Source organism: Burkholderia sp. AU33545 (assembly GCF_020419685.1).
GTDB classification, from domain to species: domain Bacteria; phylum Pseudomonadota; class Gammaproteobacteria; order Burkholderiales; family Burkholderiaceae; genus Burkholderia; species Burkholderia diffusa.
The window spans coordinates 764761-785905 of the sequence record NZ_JAIZRQ010000001.1; the positions used below are offsets into that span (position 1 = coordinate 764761).

Annotated in this window: 18 protein-coding genes; 15 read left to right on the top strand and 3 right to left on the bottom strand. The window is 65.6% G+C overall.

What is annotated here, in order from left to right:
- Positions 1-5: 5 nt before the first annotated feature.
- Entirely contained in the window at positions 6-449 is a 444-nt protein-coding gene (gene rnhA / locus LGM71_RS03535; protein WP_059523484.1) for a ribonuclease HI, read from the bottom strand.
- Positions 446-1258 carry a class I SAM-dependent methyltransferase gene (locus tag LGM71_RS03540; protein ID WP_174907083.1) on the bottom strand — a complete coding sequence of 271 codons (813 nt, stop codon included), beginning with the start codon at positions 1256-1258 and terminating at the stop codon, positions 446-448. The genes rnhA and LGM71_RS03540 overlap by 4 nt, the downstream gene beginning before the upstream one ends.
- An 18-nt stretch (positions 1259-1276) precedes the next feature.
- Here LGM71_RS03540 and gloB point away from each other — a divergent pair, with 18 nt between their 5' ends.
- The 8 genes from gloB (at position 1277) to LGM71_RS03580 (ending at position 11805) form a co-directional block, all read left to right on the top strand.
- Complete coding sequence (gene gloB, locus LGM71_RS03545; RefSeq protein WP_059603580.1) at positions 1277-2083, top strand: hydroxyacylglutathione hydrolase; 807 nt, start codon at positions 1277-1279, stop codon at positions 2081-2083.
- A 153-nt stretch (positions 2084-2236) separates the two neighbouring features.
- Positions 2237-3823: a transglycosylase SLT domain-containing protein gene (locus LGM71_RS03550; RefSeq protein WP_226114025.1), complete on the top strand. Its 1587-nt coding sequence runs from the start codon at positions 2237-2239 to the stop codon at positions 3821-3823.
- Between the two features lie 163 nt (positions 3824-3986).
- Positions 3987-5219: an MFS transporter gene (locus LGM71_RS03555; protein WP_226114026.1), complete on the top strand. Its 1233-nt coding sequence runs from the start codon at positions 3987-3989 to the stop codon at positions 5217-5219.
- A gap of 361 nt (positions 5220-5580) precedes the next feature.
- Positions 5581-6726, top strand: a complete 1146-nt coding sequence (carA, locus tag LGM71_RS03560) for a glutamine-hydrolyzing carbamoyl-phosphate synthase small subunit (protein ID WP_059523474.1) — start codon at positions 5581-5583, stop codon at positions 6724-6726.
- 37 nt (positions 6727-6763) lie between these two features.
- On the top strand, positions 6764-7423 hold the full coding sequence (gene leuE, locus LGM71_RS03565; protein WP_175815826.1) for a leucine efflux protein LeuE: 660 nt from the start codon (positions 6764-6766) through the stop codon (positions 7421-7423).
- Between the two features lie 59 nt (positions 7424-7482).
- A complete protein-coding gene (gene carB / locus LGM71_RS03570) occupies positions 7483-10737 on the top strand; it encodes a carbamoyl-phosphate synthase large subunit (RefSeq protein ID WP_226114027.1) in 3255 nt (1084 codons plus the stop codon).
- Positions 10738-10855: 118 nt separating this feature from the next.
- On the top strand, positions 10856-11332 hold the full coding sequence (greA, locus tag LGM71_RS03575) for a transcription elongation factor GreA (protein ID WP_057927897.1): 477 nt from the start codon (positions 10856-10858) through the stop codon (positions 11330-11332).
- 14 nt (positions 11333-11346) lie between these two features.
- Positions 11347-11805 carry a DUF4149 domain-containing protein gene (locus tag LGM71_RS03580; RefSeq protein ID WP_226114242.1) on the top strand — a complete coding sequence of 153 codons (459 nt, stop codon included), beginning with the start codon at positions 11347-11349 and terminating at the stop codon, positions 11803-11805.
- Between the two features lie 58 nt (positions 11806-11863).
- Here LGM71_RS03580 and LGM71_RS03585 read toward each other — a convergent pair whose 3' ends face one another.
- A complete protein-coding gene (locus LGM71_RS03585) occupies positions 11864-12391 on the bottom strand; it encodes a YhbY family RNA-binding protein (protein ID WP_124626665.1) in 528 nt (175 codons plus the stop codon).
- A 194-nt stretch (positions 12392-12585) separates the two neighbouring features.
- On the opposite strand from LGM71_RS03585, the gene LGM71_RS03590 reads away from it, so the two are divergent.
- The 7 genes from LGM71_RS03590 (at position 12586) to pstA (ending at position 21130) form a co-directional block, all read left to right on the top strand.
- A complete protein-coding gene (locus tag LGM71_RS03590) occupies positions 12586-13248 on the top strand; it encodes an RlmE family RNA methyltransferase (RefSeq protein ID WP_059523464.1) in 663 nt (220 codons plus the stop codon).
- 166 nt (positions 13249-13414) lie between these two features.
- Positions 13415-15310, top strand: coding sequence for an ATP-dependent zinc metalloprotease FtsH (gene ftsH, locus LGM71_RS03595; protein WP_059603600.1), 1896 nt, complete (start codon positions 13415-13417; stop codon positions 15308-15310).
- A gap of 28 nt (positions 15311-15338) precedes the next feature.
- A complete protein-coding gene (folP, locus tag LGM71_RS03600; protein ID WP_226114028.1) occupies positions 15339-16280 on the top strand; it encodes a dihydropteroate synthase in 942 nt (313 codons plus the stop codon).
- Positions 16281-16316: 36 nt separating this feature from the next.
- A complete protein-coding gene (gene glmM, locus LGM71_RS03605) occupies positions 16317-17672 on the top strand; it encodes a phosphoglucosamine mutase (protein WP_059683179.1) in 1356 nt (451 codons plus the stop codon).
- 455 nt (positions 17673-18127) lie between these two features.
- Positions 18128-19162 (top strand): phosphate ABC transporter substrate-binding protein PstS, encoded by a 1035-nt coding sequence (pstS, locus tag LGM71_RS03610; RefSeq protein WP_124626659.1) that lies wholly within the window; start codon positions 18128-18130, stop codon positions 19160-19162.
- 94 nt (positions 19163-19256) lie between these two features.
- The gene (gene pstC / locus LGM71_RS03615; protein ID WP_226114029.1) at positions 19257-20240 is read left to right on the top strand and encodes a phosphate ABC transporter permease PstC; all 984 of its coding nucleotides are present in this window, start codon (positions 19257-19259) and stop codon (positions 20238-20240) included.
- Complete coding sequence (gene pstA / locus LGM71_RS03620; protein ID WP_059603615.1) at positions 20237-21130, top strand: phosphate ABC transporter permease PstA; 894 nt, start codon at positions 20237-20239, stop codon at positions 21128-21130. The genes pstC and pstA overlap by 4 nt, the downstream gene beginning before the upstream one ends.
- Positions 21131-21145: the final 15 nt, after the last annotated feature.

Here is a 21145-nt window from a genome sequence, read left to right on the forward strand (position 1 = left end):
TGCGTTCAGGCCACGAGCGATTCGACACCGCGATTCGCGAGCGCGTCCGCGCGTTCGTTTTCGGGGTGGCCCGCATGGCCCTTCACCCAGCGCCACTCGACCTCGTGCTGCGCGACGAGCGCGTCGAGGCGCTTCCACAGGTCGGCGTTCTTCACCGGGGTTTTCGCCGCAGTGACCCAGCCCTTCTTCTTCCAGCCGTGGATCCACTCGCTGATGCCTTTCTGCACGTATTGCGAGTCGGTATGCACGATCACGCGGCACGGCCGTTTCAGCGCCTCGAGCGCGGCGATCACGCCCATCAGTTCCATGCGGTTGTTGGTCGTGTCGGGCTCGCCGCCGAACAGCTCCTTTTCGCGGTCGCCGTAGCGCAGCAGTGCGCCCCAGCCGCCGGGGCCGGGGTTGCCCTTGCAGGCGCCGTCGGTATAGATGTCGATGGTGTCGGTGGTCATGAGTGTTCTTGATGGGTGGTCGGGGTGGCCGCCGGCGTGAGGCCCGGCGCGAGCACGGGCTTCTTCATCTTGATCGGGCCGACGAGGCGCATGCCGCGCACGCGCTTGACGGCCGTGACCATGTAGACGGCGCCGAAGATTGGCCACCAGCGGTCGCCGGCGGCTTCCATGAAGCCGTAGCGGGCAAGCCATTTGTCGGTGACGAGCGGCGGCCGGTAGCAGCCGAAGCGGCCGCGCTCGAGATCGAAGCCGAGCAGCTTGATCCAGTCCTTGAGCCGGATGAACGCGATCTGGTCGCGCGCGGCCGGCACGAACGGACGGTTCGCCATGCGCCCGAACGATTGCCGCATGCCCCACAGGCTCAACGAATTGAAGCCGGTGATCACGAGCTGGCCTTCCGGCATCAGCACGCGCTCGGCTTCGCGCAGCAGGCGGTGAGGGTCGGACGTGAATTCAAGCGTGTGCGGCATCACGATCAGGTCGACGCTCTGCGACTCGAACGGCAGGTCGAGCAGGTCGCACCACGTGGTGCTGCGACCGGCCGGCGCGTGTTCGGGCGCGTGCGCCTCGCGCGCCCACGGATACTGGTAGGGCGCGCTCGCGCCGCTTGCCGGGTCGAGCACGAGGCCGCGATACGGCATGCGGTTCTCGCGCAGCGCATCGAGCTGCGGCAGGCCGAGCTGCAGCGCGTGAAACCCGAAGACGTCGGACACGATCCGGTCGAGCTGCGCTTGCTCCCAGTCCAGCACATAGCGGCCGGGCGGCGAGTCGGTCCAGGCGGGCCAGTCTATAATTTGACGATCGGACATAACGATGATTGCGCGCCCATGAACGAGCTGGAATACGTGCCGGTTCCGGCATTCGAAGACAACTATATCTGGCTCGTCTCGGACGGCCGCGATGCGATCGCCGTCGATCCGGGTGAAGCCGCGCCCGTACGCCGTGTTCTTGCCGAACGCGGCTGGCGGTTGACCGCTATTTTACTCACGCACCATCACGCCGACCATGTCGGCGGTGTCGCCGCGCTGCGCGATGGCCAACCGGACGATGTGCCACTGGTCGTCTTCGGCCCGGCGGCCGAGGCGATCGGCGTGGTCATGCGGCCGCTCGCGGGCGGCGATCGCGTGACGCTCGACGCACCGGCGCTCACGTTCGACGTGCTCGACGTGCCGGGGCATACGCGCGGTCACATCGCCTATTTCCAGGCGGCCGGGCAGGGCGCCGCCACCCCTCATGTGTTCTGCGGCGACACGCTGTTCTCGTGCGGCTGCGGTCGCCTGTTCGAAGGCACGCCCGCGCAGATGCTGGCGTCGCTCGACGCGCTCGCGGCGCTGCCCGGCGACACCCGCGTGCATTGCGCACACGAATATACGCTGTCGAACATCCGCTTCGCGCTCGCGTGCGAACCGGGCAATGCGGCGCTCGCCGCCTGGCGCGACGAAGCGCAGGCGCTGCGCGCGCGCGGCGTGCCGACGCTGCCCACTACGATCGCGCACGAACGCGCCGTCAACCCGTTCATGCGGTCGGACAGCGCGGCCATCCATGCGACGCTCGAGGCCGAGCTGCACGAAACCGTGCCGGATCGCCTGGCGGCATTCACGCTGATGCGCGAGTGGAAAAACCGGTTCCGATGACGATTTCCGGAGGACTCCAAAAAGCTCAGGCAGAGCCTGTAAAAATTGCTCCAACTGTAGGATTTGGCTGAGTTTTCGGTGTTTTTATTGACGTGAAGCACGCACTTCCGTAGTATCGCCAGCAATTTCCAGCCGTCGGAAGCCGAGATTTTCATGCGACTTATATTGAGTGCGATGGTGGTCCTGCTGCTCGCCGCTTGTGCGAGCCAGGCTCCTGTCGCCAACAACGCCGCCGATTCGCAGGCAGCGTCCAACTACCTCCGTAAATCAGCCACCGCCAAAGAAACTGTCGACGTCGACAAGCAATCCGTCGGCGACCTGACCAGTGCAGATTCCGATCTCTGGGGCCGTATCCGTCGCGGCTTCCAGATGCCCGACCTGCAGAGCGACCTCGTCGACATGCAGACGACCTGGTACACGCAGCGTCCCGATTACGTGCAGCGCATGACCGAGCGCTCGCAGAAGTATCTGTATCACATCGTCGAAGAGCTCGAGGCGCGCCATATGCCGACCGAGCTCGCGCTGCTGCCGTTCATCGAATCCGCGTTCAATCCGCAGGCGCTGTCGGTCGCGAAGGCTGCCGGCATGTGGCAGTTCATGCCGGGCACGGGCCGCACGTACAACCTGAAGCGCAACATGTGGCAGGACGAGCGCCGCGACGTGCTCGCGTCGACGAGCGCCGCGCTCGACTACCTGTCGCGCCTGCATGACATGTTCGGCGACTGGTATCTGGCGCTGGCCGCATACAACTGGGGCGAGGGCAACGTGCAGCGTGCGATTGCACGCAACCAGGCGGCCGGCCTGCCGACCGACTACCAGAGCCTGCGGATGCCGAACGAGACGCGCAACTACGTGCCGAAGCTGCAGGCGGTGAAGAACATCATCGCGAATCCGCAGCAGTTCGGCCTGACGCTGCCGGAGATCCCGAACCACCCGTATTTCGTGACGGTCACGACGTCGCGCGACATCGATGTGGCGGTGGCCGCGAAGCTCGCGAACCTGTCGCTCGACGAGTTCCGTTCGCTGAACCCGTCGTTCTCGAAGCCGGTGATCCTCGGCGCGACCGAGCCGCAGATCCTGCTGCCGTTCGACAACGCCTCAGCGTTCGAGAAGAACCTGAAGGCTTACAACGGCCAGTTGTCGACGTGGACCACCTATACGGTCAGCGAGCGCGCGCGCCCGGCCGCGATCGCCGAGAAGATCGGTGTCGACCCCGATACGCTGATGTCGGTCAACAAGATTCCCGCCGGCATGCGCCTGAAGCCGGGCTCGACGATCGTCGTGCCGCGCGGCGATGACGACGACGAGGACATCAGCGCGGACGTTGCGGAAAACGGCGTACTCGCGATGGAGCCCGACGTACCCGACACGCGCAAGATGCTGATCCGCGTGCGCCGCAAGCAGTCGATGGCGGCGATCGCCGGCCGCTACGGCGTGTCGGTCGGCCAGCTGAAGGCATGGAACCGCACGCATCGCGATCTCGCGATGCCGGGCCAGGCGCTCGTGCTGCACGTGCCGGTCGGCCGCGCAGTGCCGGCCGAGCCGGGTCCGGAACGGATCGCGACGTCGACCTCCGGCGCGCATATCGAGCGCGCGAGCCTGTCCGTCGGCGGCAAGTCGCGCGGCGCGAAGCGCGGTGCCGCGAAGCCGGCGGCTCGCGCGACGAAGGCTGCTCCCGCGAAGGCGGCGCCGGCCAAGGCAGCGCCGAAGGCCGCTGCAAGCAAGGGCAAGAAGAAGTAACGCGGTCGCGAACGCGGCGCGGCGGTCCGGCCGGACCGTGCGTTTGCGTTATCATCCGATGAAACACGAAGCAACGCCGTCACCAAGGTGACGGCGTTTTCGTTTGTGCGCGGCAGCGGGGTCGCTGCTTCGCGGGGCCGGGATCGGATCACAAGGAGGAGCGATGTCGTCGGTGCAGGTGAGGGTGCTCGCGCTGTTTGCGGTCGGATATTTCGTGTCCTATGTGTTCCGTGGCGTCAATCTAGGCTTCGCGCCGTTCGTCACGCACGAGCTCGGGCTATCGGCCGCCGATCTCGGACTGCTCACCAGTCTCTATTTCCTCGGTTTTGCCGGCGCGCAGATTCCGGCCGGCGTGCTGCTCGACCATTTCGGCCCGCGCCGCGTGACGGCTGGGATGCTGCTGTTCGCGGCCGCCGGTGCCGCCGTGTTTGGCGTCGCGCACGACCTCGGCACGATGATGGTCGGCCGGCTGCTGATCGGCGTCGGCGTATCGGTGTGTCTAGGTGCGGCGTTCAAGGCGCTCGCGCAGCATTTTCCGGTCGGCCGGCTGCCGCTCGTCAACGGTCTCGTGATGGCCGTCGGCGGCCTGGGCGGCGTCGCGGTCGGCTCGCCGTTGACCTGGCTGCTCGGCGTCACGAGCTGGCGTGTGATCTGCGGCGGCCTCGCGGTGCTGACGGTCGTCGTCGCGGCCGCGATCGGCTTCGGTGCGCCGGAAGCGGAGCGGCCGCGCCATCAGGGCGGGCTCGTTAGCCAGTTCAAGGGCACGTGGCACATCCTGGGCAGCCGCGCATTCTGGAAGATCTCGTCATTCTCGATCGTCACGCAGGGCGTGTTCTACGCGATGCAGTCACTGTGGGTCGGTCCGTACCTGCGCGACGTCGCGGGGTTCGATGCGCAGCACGCCGCACGGCTCGTGTCGGTGCTCGGCTTCGCGATGATGGCCGGCTGTGTCGGTTTCGGCGCGGCGGCGCGCGTGCTCGAGCGCCGCGGGGTGTCCGTCCAGGCATTTTGCGGCGTCGGCATGGTGCTGTTCGTCACCACGCAAATCGCGATCGTCGCGCGCGTGCCGCTGCCGCCGGCCGTGCTGTGGGCGGCCTACGGAATGTTCGGCGGCGTCGGGATCCTGACCTATGCTGTGCTTGCCGGTCACTTCCCGGCGCATCTGATCGGCCGCGCGAATACGACACTGACGCTCGTGATCTTCGTGCTGATCTTTGCGTTCCAGATCGGTATCGGCGCGGTGCTGTCGCACTGGCCGGCCGTCGACGGCCATTACCCGGCTGCCGCCCACGTCACCGCGTGGAGCGTGCTGCTCGCGCTGCAGCTTGCGAGCGCGGTCTGGTACGTGTGGCCCGCGCGCAGTGCTGGCAAGCACGTTGATCCGGCGGTACGCTGACGGGTAGGGCGGCTGCGGAAACGGGGCCGCAGCAAGGGATGTCGCGCCTGATGCCACCGCATTGCGCGCGCCGCATGCGTGATCGGACGGCCATATCAATTGAAGATAAGGTCATTTTCGGGCTATAATTTGAAAGTTTGTGCTGATCAACCTCGCACCCTAGCGCCTACCTCACTTATCCCGTTCATCCGCCGCACGCCGCCTGTCGGGCGATGCCGCGAAGCCTCGTGCGCCACGCGCCGGGTTCGCGTGCCGACACAGCAGGTCGCGTCCAGCTAGCGACTCCGCGCGCCTATGCAGCGCGGCGCTCGCGCGGCAGGGTAAACAGGTCGGCAGCAGGGTGTTCCCCAAGGAGCCTCCCGTGTTGCCGTCTTTTTCTCCCGCCTTGCTTGCACTCGCCGACGGCACGGTCTTTCGTGGTTATTCGATCGGGGCCGAAGGCCACACGATCGGTGAAGTCGTGTTCAACACCGCGATTACCGGCTATCAGGAAATCCTGACTGATCCGAGCTACGCGCGTCAGATCGTCACGCTCACCTACCCGCATATCGGCAACGTCGGCGTCAACGCCGAAGATGTCGAAGCCACGAAAGTCCATGCCGCCGGCCTGATCATCCGTGATCTGCCGACGCTCGCATCGAATTTCCGCATGGACCGCACGCTCGGCGACTACCTGCGCGACGAAGGCGTCGTCGCGATCGCCGGCATCGATACCCGCAAGCTGACCCGTATCCTGCGCGACAAGGGCGCGCAGAACGGTTGCATCCTGGCCGGCTCGAACGACGAGGCGAAGGCGATCGAACTCGCTCGCTCGTTCCCCGGCCTCGCGGGCATGGATCTCGCGAAGGTCGTGTCGACCACGAAGCCGTTCGAGTGGAAGCAGACCGAATGGCGCCTCGGCAGCGGCTACGGCATGCAGGAAGCGCCGAAGTACCGCGTCGTCGCGTACGACTTCGGCGTCAAGTACAACATCCTGCGCATGCTCGCGGAGCGCGGCTGCCACGTGACGGTGCTGCCGGCCGAGGCGAGCGCGGCCGACGCGCTCGCGCTGAATCCGGACGGCATCTTCCTGTCGAACGGCCCGGGCGACCCGGAGCCGTGCGACTACGCGATCGCGGCAGCCAAGGAGTTCATCGAGCGCGGCGTGCCGACCTTCGGCATCTGCCTCGGCCACCAGATCATGGGCCTCGCGGTCGGCGCGAAGACGCTGAAGATGAAGACAGGCCACCACGGCGCGAACCACCCGGTGAAGGATCTCGGCGACGGTCGCGTGGTGATCACGTCGCAGAACCACGGTTTCGCGGTCGACGCGGATTCGCTGCCGGCCAACGCGCGCGTGACGCACGTGTCGCTGTTCGACGGCACGCTGCAGGGTTTCGAGCTGACCGACAAGCCGGCATTCTGCTTCCAGGGTCACCCGGAAGCGTCGCCCGGCCCGCACGACATCGCGTATCTGTTCGACCGTTTCACCGCACTGATGGACGCGGCGAAGCAGCGCAACGCCTGACGCGACTGAAGCAACCGAAGAACGGGAGATTCGCATCATGTTCGGCCACGCACTCGGCATCACGGATATCTGGACCTACGTGTTCGGCGTGATCTTCATCATCCTGCTGCCGGGGCCGAACTCGATGTACGTGCTGTCGCTTGCGGCCCAGCGCGGCGTGAAGGCCGGCTATCGCGCGGCCTGCGGCGTGTTCCTGGGCGACACGGTGCTGATGGTGCTGTCCGCTGCGGGCGTCGCGTCGCTGCTGAAGGCGAACCCGCTGCTGTTCTCCGTCGTCAAGTACGGCGGTGCCGCGTACCTGCTGTACATCGGCACGGGGATGCTGCGCAGCGCGTGGCAGAAGCTGCGCGCGCGCGCCGATGCGCCGGCCGATGCACCGCGTGCGGTCGACGGCGAGCGGCCATTCCGCAAGGCGCTGATCGTGAGCCTCCTGAATCCGAAGGCGATCCTGTTCTTCATCTCGTTCTTCATCCAGTTCGTCGACCCGGCGTTCCCGCATCCCGCGCTGTCGTTCGTCGTGCTCGGGGCGATCGCGCAATGCGCGAGCTTCCTGTACCTGAGCACGCTGATCTTCGCGGGCGCGCGGCTCGCCGAGCATTTCCGCCGCCGCCGCAGGCTCGCGGCGGGCGCAGCGAGCAGCGTGGGCGGCCTGTTCATCGGTTTCTCGGTGAAGCTCGCGCTCGCCACCATGAGCTGAGCGCAACCGCCGATCCGCGACAACGCCACGACAAAGATTACTTACTGAATTCACAAGCCATGCCAAAACGCACAGACATCAAAAGCATCCTCATCATCGGCGCCGGCCCGATCATCATCGGCCAGGCGTGCGAGTTCGACTATTCGGGCGCGCAGGCTTGCAAGGCGTTGCGTGAGGAGGGCTACAAGGTCATTCTCGTCAACAGCAACCCGGCGACGATCATGACCGACCCGAACACGGCCGACGTGACCTACATCGAGCCGATCACGTGGGAAGTCGTCGCACGCATCATCGAGAAGGAGCGCCCGGACGCGATCCTGCCGACGATGGGCGGCCAGACCGCGCTGAACTGCGCGCTCGACCTGCACCACCACGGCGTGCTCGAGAAGTTCGGCGTCGAACTGATCGGCGCGTCGCCGGAAGCGATCGACAAGGCGGAAGACCGCCAGAAATTCAAGGAAGCGATGACCAAGATCGGTCTCGGCTCCGCGAAGTCGGGCATCGCGCACTCGATGGAAGAGGCGACCAAGGTGCACGCCGAGATCATGGCGGAGACGGGCGGCAGCGGCTACCCGGTCGTGATCCGTCCGTCGTTCACGCTCGGCGGCTCGGGCGGCGGCATTGCGTACAACCGCGAAGAGTTCGAAGAGATCTGCAAGCGCGGTCTCGACCTGTCGCCCACGCGCGAGCTGCTGATCGAAGAGTCGCTGCTCGGCTGGAAGGAGTACGAGATGGAAGTCGTGCGCGACCGCGCCGACAACTGCATCATCGTGTGCTCGATCGAAAACCTCGACCCGATGGGCGTGCACACCGGCGACTCGATCACGGTCGCGCCGGCGCAGACGCTCACCGACAAGGAGTACCAGATCCTGCGTAACGCATCGCTCGCGGTGCTGCGCGAGATCGGCGTCGACACCGGCGGCTCGAACGTGCAGTTCTCGATCAACCCGAAGGACGGCCGCATGGTCGTCATCGAGATGAACCCGCGCGTGTCGCGTTCGTCGGCGCTCGCATCGAAGGCGACCGGCTTCCCGATCGCGAAGGTCGCGGCGAAGCTGGCGGTCGGCTACACGCTCGACGAGCTGAAGAACGAAATCACCGGCGGCCAGACGCCGGCATCGTTCGAGCCGACGATCGACTACGTCGTCACGAAGATCCCGCGTTTCGCATTCGAGAAGTTCCGTGAAGCCGATTCGCGCCTGACCACGCAGATGAAGTCGGTCGGCGAAGTGATGGCGATCGGCCGCACGTTCCAGGAGTCGTTCCAGAAGGCGCTGCGCGGCCTCGAAGTCGGCGTCGACGGTCTCGACGAGAAGTCGACCAACCGCGACGAGATCGCGATCGAGATCCACGAGCCGGGCCCGGACCGCATCTGGTATGTCGGCGACGCGTTCCGCATCGGCATGACGGCCGAGGAAATCTTCGCGGAAACCGCGATCGATCCTTGGTTCCTCCATCAGATCGAGCAGATCATCCTGAAGGAAACGGCGCTCGCGGGCCGCACGCTCGCGTCGCTGACGTTCGACGAGCTGCGCTACCTGAAGCAGAGCGGCTTCTCCGACCGCCGCCTCGCGAAGCTGCTCGGCGCGACGCCGGAAGACGTGCGCCGCCGCCGCATCGAACTCAACGTGCGTCCGGTGTACAAGCGCGTCGACACCTGCGCGGCCGAGTTCGCGACCAAGACGGCCTACATGTACTCGACCTACGAGGAAGAGTGCGAGGCGCAGCCGACCACCAACAAGAAGATCATGGTGCTGGGCGGCGGCCCGAACCGGATCGGCCAGGGCATCGAGTTCGACTACTGCTGCGTGCACGCGGCGCTCGCGATGCGCGAGGACGGCTACGAAACGATCATGGTCAACTGCAACCCGGAAACGGTGTCGACCGACTATGACACGTCCGACCGCCTGTACTTCGAGCCGCTGACGCTGGAAGACGTGCTCGAGATCGTCGACAAGGAAAAGCCGGTCGGCGTGATCGTCCAGTACGGCGGCCAGACGCCGCTGAAGCTCGCGCTCGACCTCGAGGCGCACGGCGTGCCGATCGTCGGCACGTCGCCGGACATGATCGATGCGGCCGAAGACCGCGAACGCTTCCAGAAGCTGCTGCAGGACCTCGGCCTGCGCCAGCCGCCGAACCGCACCGCACGCGCCGAAGACGAAGCGCTCAAGCTTGCCGAGGAAATCGGCTATCCGCTGGTCGTGCGCCCGTCGTACGTGCTGGGCGGCCGCGCGATGGAAATCGTCCACGAGCCGCGCGACCTCGAGCGCTACATGCGCGAGGCCGTGAAGGTGTCGAACGATTCGCCGGTGCTGCTCGACCGCTTCCTGAACGACGCGATCGAGTGTGACGTCGACTGCATCTGCGACGGCGAAGCCGTGTTCATCGGCGGCGTGATGGAGCACATCGAGCAGGCGGGCGTTCACTCGGGCGACTCGGCATGCTCGCTGCCGCCGTACTCGCTGTCGAAGGAAACGGTCGCCGAACTGAAGCGCCAGACGGGTGCGATGGCGAAGGCGCTGAACGTGGTCGGCCTGATGAACGTGCAGTTTGCGATCCAGCAGGTGCCGCAGGCGGACGGGTCGAAGCAGGACATCATCTACGTGCTCGAAGTGAACCCGCGCGCATCGCGCACGGTGCCGTACGTGTCGAAGGCGACCAGCCTGCCGCTCGCGAAGATCGCGGCGCGCGCGATGGTCGGCCAGAAGCTCGCGCAGCAGGGCGTGACGAAGGAAGTCGAGCCGCCGTATTTCAGCGTGAAGGAAGCGGTGTTCCCGTTCGTGAAGTTCCCGACCGTCGATCCGGTCCTCGGGCCTGAAATGCGTTCGACCGGCGAAGTGATGGGCGTCGGCCAGACGTTCGGCGAGGCGTTGTTCAAGTCGCAGCTCGCGGCCGGTTCGCGCCTGCCGGAGTCGGGCACGGTGCTGCTGACCGTGATGGACGCCGACAAGCCGAAGGCGGTCGAAGTCGCGCGCATGCTGCACGACCTCGGCTACCCGATCGTCGCGACCAAGGGCACGGCCGCCGCGATCGAAGCGGCCGGCGTGCCGGTGAAGGTCGTCAACAAGGTGAAGGACGGCCGTCCGCACATCGTCGACATGATCAAGAACGGCGAGATCGCACTCGTGTTCACGACGGTCGACGAGACGCGCCAGGCGATCGCCGATTCGCGTTCGATCCGCATGAGCGCGCAGGCGCACAAGGTCACGTACTACACGACGATGTCGGGCGCGCGCGCGGCCGTCGAAGGCTTGCGCTACCTGAAGGATCTGGAAGTCTATGATTTACAAGGTCTTCACGCTCGCCTAAACTAAGCGGTCAGTTACCTGTCGAAGCAACACGTGCCGCGATTAAGCGGTGTTTCCGGTTCGCCGGAAATGCGCTTAATCGCGGTGATTTTTTTTAAAGCCGTTTTTAGCGATTGAGCCGTTTATGAGCACCATTCCGTTGACAAAGCGTGGCGCAGAACTCCTGCGCGATGAATTGCAGCGCCTCAAGTCCGTCGAGCGGCCGGCCGTGATCAACGCGATCGCGGAGGCCCGCGCACAGGGCGACCTGTCCGAAAACGCCGAATACGATGCCGCGAAGGAAAAGCAGGGCTTCATCGAGGGTCGTATCGCGGAACTCGAATCGAAGCTGTCGGCCGCGCAGGTCATCGATCCCACCGTGCTCGACGCCGAAGGCCGAGTGGTTTTCGCATCGACGGTCGAACTCGAGGATCTCGAGTCCGGCGACACCGTCAAGTACCAGATCGTCGGCGACGACGAAGCCGACATCGATCACGGCCTGATCTCGGTCAGCTCGCCGATCGCACGCGCACTGATCGGCAAGTCCGAAGGCGACGTCGCGGCCGTGCAGGCGCCGAGCGGCGTGCGCGAATACGAAATCATCTCGGTCAGCTACATCTGAAGCGGGGCGACGTGATGCCGCATCGCGTGTTCCGTCTGCTGTCGGCCGTGTGGGTCGGCAGCCTGCTGACGATCGGGTATGCGGTCGCGCCCGTGCTGTTCAAGACGCTGGAGCGGATGACGGCCGGCACGGTCGCCGCCCAGTTGTTTCGCATCGAGGCGATCCTCGGTGTCGTATGCGGTGTGTTGCTGCTCGCGCTGTCGAACCAGCAGGTGCGGCGCGGCAGCGGTGATTACCGTCGCGTGCGCTGGATCGTCGCAGCGATGGTCGCGTGCGTGCTGGTCGGGTATTTTGCGCTGCAGCCGTTCATGAACGCGCTGCGGGTGGCCGCGATGGAGGCGGGCACCGATATCGCGAACTCGCCGTATGCGAGCCGCTTCGGGATGCTGCACGGCGTCTCGAGCCTGCTCTATCTCGTCGAGAGCGTGCTGGGGCTGATGCTGATCTGGCGTTTGCCGGCGCAAGACGCCTGAACGGCCTGAGCGTCGCACCGGCAGGGCGGCACGGGCTGCCCCGTGCCGCGCGGCAGGATTACTTGTCCTGGTGCGGCCGCTTCGTGCTTGCCTGGCGCTTTTTCGCGCGCTTCACGTTGCCGCCCGCCGTCACGCGCTCGTTGCCGCGCACGACGACCTTGGTCGGCTTCGGACGACGCACGGGGCTCGCGTTCGGCGACACCTTGACGACCTTGACGGTGCGCGGCGCACGGCCTTTCTTGTCGTCGACGGCTTCGGCTGCGCTCGGCAGCGCGCCGGCGCGACGGCCGCGGGTCGGGGCCGCCACGGCAGCCTCGGGCTTCCAGATCACCAGCAGCTTGCCGATGTGCTGGATCGGCGCCGCGTTCAGGCGGTCGCAGATCTCGTCGTAAATGGCGACGCGCTCGTCGCGCTCGTCACCGAACACACGGATCTTGATCAGCTGGTGCGCGGCGAGGTGTACCTTGATTTCCTTCAGCACGGCGTCGGTCAGCCCTTCGGCGCCGATCAGCACGACGGGCTTGAGCGCATGGGCCTGGGAGCGCAGCGCGGAGCGCTCGGCGGGGGAAAGCGAAAGGGCGGGCATGGAAATGTCGAAATCTAAATAGGGGCGCGCTGCATCAGAAGCGAATCGCGGGAAGTTACCGCATCAGCCGCGCGCCGAAACCACGTAAAATCGCGGCTTGGGCCCTGGAAGGGGCCGTAGCCGCGCGAAGAAGACGCGTATTATCCGCCAAAAGCACGGCTTCACGAAGCAAATAGCAGCAATCTCTCTCTCGAATGGCAAAAAACCGCTTTAACCAGCACTGGCTGCACGACCACATCAACGACCCGTACGTCAAAATGGCGCAGCGGGAGGGCTATCGCGCGCGTGCCGCGTACAAGCTGAAGGAAATCGACGAGCAGGACAAGCTGATCCGTCCGGGCCAGGTGATCGTCGATCTCGGCGCGACGCCGGGCAGTTGGAGCCAGTATGCCCGCAACAAGCTCGCGCAGGGCAAGAAGCGTGACGCGGAGCGCGAAGGCGGCATCGACGGCACGATCGTGGCGCTCGACATCCTGCCGATGGAACCGATCGCCGACGTCCACTTCCTCCAGGGCGACTTCCGCGAGGACGAGGTTCTTCACCGGCTGGAGGAAGTGCTCGAAGGCCGCTCGGTGGACCTTGTTATTTCGGACATGGCCCCCAACCTCTCGGGCGTGGCCTCGGCGGACGCGGCGCGCATCGAGCATCTGTGCGATCTGGCGCTCGAATTTGCGCAGAATCATCTGAAGCCGGAAGGTGCGCTGCTCGTGAAGTGTTTCCACGGCAGTGGCTACAGCCAGATCGTCGAAAAGTTCAAACAGCAGTTTAAGATCGTCGCGCCGCGCAAGCCGAAGGCGTCCCGCGACAAATCGTCCGAAACGTTCATTTTGGGCCGGCAACTGAAGCATCCGCGGTGACGCGGCGCGCTGTGCCGCAAACGGGCTCCGGCCCTTGCCAGACAAGCGAAGCGCTATTGCGACGGTTGTCAATGCTTATGGCAGGGGTGGTCGGACTGGATTAGAATGACCGAGGAGCGCCGCAAGGAAAATGTAGGCGCTCGTCTACGAGTGAAGGAGTGGTGCTTTGAACAACAATATGTTTTCGAAGGCAGCGGTGTGGCTGGTGATCGCACTGGTGCTGTTTACGGTGTTCAAGCAGTTCGACAAGCCCCGCGTCCAGGAAGGTGTGTCCTATTCGCAGTTCATGGACGACGCCAAGAACGGCAAGGTCAAGAACGTCATCGTGCAGGGGCGCAACCTCACCGTCACTCCGGCTGATGGCCAAAAATACCAGATCGTGTCGCCCGGCGACATCTGGATGGTCGGCGATCTGATGAAGTACGGCGTGCAGGTCAGCGGCAAGGCCGATGACGAACCGAACGCGCTGATGTCCGCGTTGTACTACCTCGGGCCGACGATCCTGATCATCGTGTTCTGGTTCTACATGATGAGACAGATGCAGGGAGGCGGCAAAGGCGGCGCATTTTCGTTCGGGAAATCGCGGGCGCGGCTGATCGACGAGAACAACAACGCGGTGAACTTCTCCGACGTCGCGGGCTGCGACGAAGCGAAGGAAGAAGTGTCCGAGCTCGTCGACTTCCTGCGCGACCCGCAGAAATTCCAGAAGCTGGGCGGTCGCATTCCGCGCGGCGTGCTGCTCGTTGGCCCCCCGGGTACCGGCAAGACGCTGCTCGCCCGCGCGATCGCCGGTGAAGCGAAGGTGCCGTTCTTCAGTATCTCGGGTTCCGACTTCGTCGAAATGTTCGTCGGCGTCGGCGCGGCCCGTGTGCGCGACATGTTCGAGCAGGCGAAGAAGCACGCACCGTGCATCGTGTTCATCGACGAAATCGACGCGGTCGGTCGTCATCGCGGCGCCGGCATGGGCGGCGGCAACGACGAGCGCGAGCAGACGCTGAACCAGATGCTGGTCGAGATGGATGGCTTCGAAGCGAACTCGGGCGTGATCGTGATCGCCGCGACCAACCGTTCCGACGTGCTCGACAAGGCGCTGCTGCGTCCGGGCCGTTTCGACCGCCAGGTCTATGTCGGCCTGCCGGACATCCGCGGCCGCGAGCAGATCATGCGCGTGCACCTGCGCAAGGTGCCGATCGCGAACGACGTCGACGCAGCGGTCATCGCGCGCGGCACGCCGGGCTTCTCGGGCGCCGATCTCGCGAACCTCGTGAACGAAGCGGCGCTGTTCGCCGCACGTCGCGGCAAGCGCATCGTCGAGATGCAGGATTTCGAGGACGCGAAGGACAAGATCTTCATGGGTCCGGAGCGCAAGTCGGCGGTGATTCGCGAAGAAGCGAAGCGTGCGACGGCTTACCACGAGTCGGGCCACGCGGTGATCGCGAAGCTGCTGCCGAAGGCCGACCCGGTGCACAAGGTCACGATCATCCCGCGCGGTCGCGCGCTGGGTGTCACGTGGCAGCTGCCGGAGCATGACAACGAGACGTACTCGAAGGACTACCTGCTCGACCGCCTGGCGATCCTGTTCGGCGGCCGCGTGGCTGAGGAGCTGTTCCTGAACCTGATCAGCACCGGCGCGTCGGACGACTTCAACAAGGCGACGCAGACGGCGCGTGCGATGGTGGCGCGTTTCGGCATGACCGATGCGCTCGGACCGATGGTCTACGTCGACGACGAGAACGACAGCAGCCCGTTTGGCCGCGGCTTCACCCGCACGATCTCGGAAGCGACGCAGCAGAAGGTCGACAGCGAAATCCGTCGAGTGCTCGACGAACAGTACGGGCTTGCGCGTCGCCTGCTCGAAGAGAACCGCGACAAGGTCGAGGCAATGACGGCCGCGCTGATGGAGTGGGAGACGATCGACGCCGATCAGATCAACGACATCATGGAAGGGCGTCCGCCGCGCTCGCCGAAGAGCTCGCCGGCCGTCGGCGGCGATTCCTCGGGTGGCGGCACGGCTGCCGAAGTGAAGCCCGGCAACGCGCCGGCGCCTGCTTCGCCCGCCTGACCTTCGCCGTAGCACCGTTCACGGGCTGGTGTGGCTTCACACCGGCCCGTTTTGCATTCATCAACGTCTCCCGCCCGTGCCCGAATCCGCAGTTCCACCCTCCATTCCCGCGCCGCTCCAGTGCGGCCGTTTCTCGCTGACGTTCGAACGCCCGCTCGTGATGGGCATTCTCAACGCCACCCCCGATTCGTTTTCCGACGGCGGCCGCTTCCTCGCGCGCGACGATGCGCTGCGCCAGGCCGAGCGGATGATCGCCGAAGGCGTCGACCTGATCGACATCGGCGGCGAGTCGACGCGTCCCGGTGCGCCGCCCGTGCCGCTCGACCAGGAACTCGCGCGCGTGATCCCGCTCGTCGAAGCGCTGCGGCCACTGAACGTGCCGCTTTCGATCGACACCTACAAGCCGGACGTGATGCGTGCGGCGCTCGCTGCCGGCGCGGATATGATCAACGACATATGGGGGTTCCGCCAGCCGGGTGCGATCGACGCCGTGCGCGAAGGCAACGGCGGGCTGTGCGCGATGCACATGCTCGGCGAGCCGCGGACGATGCAGGTCGGCGAGCCCGACTACGGCGACGTCGTGACCGACGTGCGCGACTTTCTCGCCGCACGCGTGCAGGCGCTGCGCGACGCGGGCGTCGCGCCGGAACGGATCTGCGTCGACCCCGGGTTCGGATTCGGCAAGGCCGTGGTCGATGACAACTACGCGCTGCTGGCCGCGTTGCCGGACACGGCCCCCGCGCGGCCTGACGGGCGCGCGTATCCGATTCTCGCAGGCATGTCGCGCAAGTCGATGCTCGGCGCGGTGATCGGCGGCAAGCCGCCGATCGAACGCGTCGCGGCGAGCGTGGCGGCCGCGTTGTGCGCGGTCTGGCGCGGTGCGGCGATCGTACGTGTGCACGACGTCGCGGCGACGGTCGATGCGCTGAAGGTCTGGAACGCCGTGCGCGAAGCCGCGCGGCAACGATAAGTCAGAAGTCAGAAAGACGAAGGAGGAAGGTAAGCCATGGGACGTCGATATTTCGGCACGGACGGCATTCGCGGCACGGTGGGCGATGCGCCCATCACGCCTGATTTCGTGTTGCGTCTCGGCTATGCAGCCGGCAAGGTACTGGCCGGCGCGGCCGACGTCGCGGCGGGGGCACGTCCGACGGTGCTGATCGGCAAGGACACGCGCGTGTCGGGCTACATGCTCGAGGCCGCGCTCGAGGCCGGTTTTTCGGCGGCAGGCGTCGACGTGATGCTGGCCGGCCCGATGCCGACGCCGGGCGTCGCATACCTGACGCGCGCGCTGCGCCTGTCGGCCGGTGTCGTGATCAGCGCATCGCACAACCCGTATCAGGACAACGGGATCAAGTTCTTCTCCGCCGATGGCAACAAGCTGCCCGACGACACCGAGGCCGAGATCGAAGCATGGCTCGACAAGCCGCTCGAATGCGCGTCGTCGGACCGGCTCGGCAAGGCGCGCCGCCTCGACGACGCGGCCGGCCGCTACATCGAGTTCTGCAAGAGCACGTTCCCGGCTGCATACGACCTGCGCGGGCTGAAGCTCGTGATCGACTGCGCCCACGGCGCCGCGTACCAGATCGCACCGCACGTATTCCACGAACTCGGCGCGGACGTGATCCCGATCGGCGTCGCGCCGAACGGCTTCAACATCAACGACGGTGTCGGCGCGACGGCGCCCGACGCACTGGTGCGTGCCGTGCGGGCGAACCATGCGGACCTCGGCATCGCGCTCGACGGCGATGCGGACCGCCTGCAGGTCGTCGATTCGACGGGCCGGCTGTACAACGGCGACGAGTTGCTCTACGTGCTCGTGAAGGACCGGATTGCGACCGCCGGCAAGGTCGACGGCGCGGTCGGCACGCTGATGACGAACCTCGCGGTCGAGGTCGCGCTGCAGCGCGAGGGCGTGCAGTTCGTGCGGGCGGCCGTCGGCGACCGCTACGTGCTCGAACAGCTGCGCGAGCGCGGCTGGCAGCTTGGCGCGGAAGGCTCGGGCCACATCCTGTCGCTCGACCGCCATTCGACCGGCGACGGCATCGTGTCGGCGCTGCTCGTGCTGGCCGCGCTCAAGCGCAGCGGCCGCACGCTTGCGCAGATGCTGGACGGCGTCACGCTGTTCCCGCAGAAGCTGATCAACGTGCGGATGAAGGCGGGTGCCGACTGGAAGGGCAGCGCATCGATTCGCGCGGCGATCGACGCAGCCGAAAGCGCGCTCGCCGGCCGCGGCCGTGTGCTGATCCGCGCGTCGGGCACCGAGCCCGTGCTGCGTGTGATGGTCGAGGCACAGCATGCCGCCGACGCGACCCTTCACGCGGAAGCGATTGCCGACGCGGTGCGCGCGGCGACGAGCTGAGCCGAACCGGTGACGGCGCGCGACGGTCAGGCCGTGTGCGCGCCGCCTCTTTGGTGATTCGACGGGCGGCGCTTTCAGGCGCCGCAATTCGTCAGACGCAAAGGTTTGCGCTATTAAATAGAGGGCGGCTTCGGCGCGGATTTCGTCTGACGGAGGAAAACATCCGACCCTGAATTGCATTGACTGTGGCAATGGGTTTTCCTGCCCCCACGTGCGGTGCATATGTCTCGCCCCGGGCCTCGCATCAGCGGGTACCGAACAGCCCTTCCTGACCGGTAATTCTTGCCGTCATTCCCGCCGCGCTGCCCTTGCGCGGCCGCCCTCACAGGGCCCGATACTCCCTTTCAACCAGTCATGTTACTGTCACACCAGTTTCATCGATTGTCACATTATCGTCATGAGGAGCCCCTAACCTTCGCGGTGCCGTAGTCATCCGCTCACACACTGGAGGTCTCATGAAATTGATGCAAACCGCGATTGCCGGCCTGGCTGGCGCGCTTTTCGCAGTCGCCGCGCAAGCTGCCGACATCACGGGCGCAGGCAGCACGTTCGCGATGCCGATCTATACGAAATGGGCTGCCGACTACCAGCAGTCCGGCGGCGCGAAGGTGAACTACCAGGGTATCGGTTCGTCGGGCGGCCTCAAGCAGATCAACGCGAAGACGGTCGATTTTGCCGGTTCGGACGCGCCGCTGAAGGATGAAGAGCTCGCGAAGGAAGGCCTGTTCCAGTTCCCGACGGTGGTCGGCGGCGTGGTGCCGGTCGTCAACGTGCCGGGCGTGAAGGCCGGCGAACTGACGCTGTCGGGCCCGGTGCTCGGCGACATCTACCTCGGCAAGATCAAGAAGTGGAACGACCCGGCGATCGCCGCGCTGAACCCGAAGGTCAAGCTGCCGGATACGGACATCGCGGTCGTTCGCCGCGCTGACGGCTCGGGCACGAGCTTCATCTGGACGAACTACCTGTCGAAGGTCAACGACGAGTGGAAGTCGAAGATCGGCGAAGGCACGACGGTCAACTGGCCGACGGGCACGGGCGGCAAGGGCAACGACGGCGTCGCGGCTTTCGTGCAGCGCCTGCCGGGCGCGATCGGCTACGTCGAGTGGGCGTACGCGAAGAAGAACAACATGACCTACACGGCCCTGAAGAACTCGACGGGCACGGTGGTCGAGCCGAAGACCGAAACGTTCAAGGCTGCTGCTGCTGGCGCGAACTGGTCGAAGTCGTTCTACCAGATCCTGACGAACCAGCCGGGCAAGGAAGCATGGCCGGTCGTCGGCGCGACGTTCGTGCTGCTGCACGCGAAGCAGGACAAGCCGGAGCAGGGCGCCGAAACGCTGAAGTTCTTCAGCTGGGCGTTCAAGAACGGCGAGAAGGCAGCCGACAGCCTCGACTACATCTCGCTGCCGTCGTCGGTCGAGACGGAAATCCGCAAGCAGTGGAAGACGAAGGTGACGGACGCATCGGGCAAGCCGGTCGCCGCAGAGTAAGCAATCCAGCGGTTCGCTGCCCGGCCGTGCCGGCCGGGCAGTGTGTGCGGTAAGGCTGGGCGTCACGGCGCCCGGCGATCCAGAACAGGCGCCCATGTCTGATATTTCCTACACGTCTTCCCGGTCCGATGTCCCGCAGCAACGCGCGCCGAGTCGTCTCGGAGACGTTCTGTTCGGCGGCCTCGCACGGCTCGCCGCGATCGTGACCCTGCTGCTGCTGGGTGGGATCATCGTTTCCCTGATCATTGCGTCGATGCCGACCATCCAGAAGTTCGGCCTCGGCTTCTTGTTGCAAACCGAGTGGGATCCGAACTCGGATATCTACGGTGCAGTGGTGCCGATCTACGGCACGATCGTGACGTCGATCATCGCACTCGTCATCGCGGTGCCGGTCAGCTTCGGCATCGCATTGTTCCTTACCGAATTGTCGCCCGTGTGGCTGCGTCGCCCGCTCGGCATCGCGATCGAGCTGCTCGCCGCGATTCCGTCGATCGTGTACGGCATGTGGGGCCTGCTCGTGTTCGCGCCGATCTTCGCTGAATACTTCCAGAAGCCGATCGGCCGTCTGTTCAAGGACGTGTGGGTGCTCGGTCCGCTGACGGCGGGCCCGCCGATCGGCATCGGCATTCTCGCCGCCGGCGTGATCCTCGCGATCATGATCATCCCGTACATCGCATCGGTGATGCGCGACGTGTTCGAAGTCACGCCCGTGCTGCTGAAGGAATCGGCCTACGGGATCGGCTGCACGACGTGGGAAGTGATGTGGAAGGTCGTGCTGCCCTACACGAAGACCGGCGTAATCGGCGGGGTGATGCTCGGCCTCGGCCGCGCGCTCGGCGAAACGATGGCCGTGACCTTCGTGATCGGCAACACCAACCTGCTCGACAGCGTGTCGCTGTTCGCGCCGGGCAACAGCATCACGTCGGCGCTCGCGAACGAATTCGCGGAAGCGCAACCGGGCCTGCATACGTCCGCGCTGATGGAGCTGGGCCTGATCCTGTTCGTGATCACGTTCATCGTGCTGTCCATCTCCAAACTGCTGCTGCTTCGTCTCGAGAAAGGAGAGGGCAAGAAATGAGCGAGCCCGTCATGAATTTCCCGGGGCCGAACGGCGCCGCGCTCGACGCGATGCGCAACCGCCTGCAGCGCAAGCGCAAGGTGACCAACGCGATCGCGCTGACCGCGTCGCTCGCTGCAATGGCGTTCGGCCTGCTGTGGCTTGTATGGATTCTCTACACCACGGTGCATCTCGGCATCGGCGGCCTGTCGCTGCAGCTGTTCACCGAATCGACGCCGGCACCGAACACGGAAGGCGGCGGTCTGGCGAACGCGATCGTCGGCAGCCTGCTGCTGTGCGGTTTCGGCACGCTGGTCGGCACGCCGATCGGCATCCTCGCGGGCGTCTATCTCGCCGAATACGGCCAGAAGAACCTGCTGGCGGGCACGATCCGCTTCATCAACGACATCCTGCTGTCGGCGCCGTCGATCGTCATCGGCCTGTTCGTGTACGCGATCGTCGTCGCGAAGTCGGGGCGCTTCTCGGGCTGGGCCGGCGTGATCGCACTTGCGCTGCTGCAGATCCCGATCGTGATCCGCACGACCGAGAACATGCTGAAGCTCGTGCCGAACGCGCTGCGCGAAGCAGCCTTCGCGCTCGGCACGCCGAAGTGGCGAATGGTGCTGAAGATCACGCTGCGCGCATCGGTGGGCGGCATCATCACGGGCGTGCTGCTCGCCATCGCGCGGATCGCCGGCGAAACGGCGCCGCTGCTGTTCACCGCGCTGTCGAACCAGTTCTTCTCGTGGGACATGAGCCAGCCGATGGCGAACCTGCCCGTGACGATCTACAAGTTCGCGATGAGCCCGTTCGCCGAATGGCAGTCGCTCGCATGGGCGGGCGTGTTCCTGATCACGCTCGGGGTGCTCGGACTCAACATCCTGGCGCGCTCGATCTTCTCGAAAAAGTAACGGCGGAGCAATCCG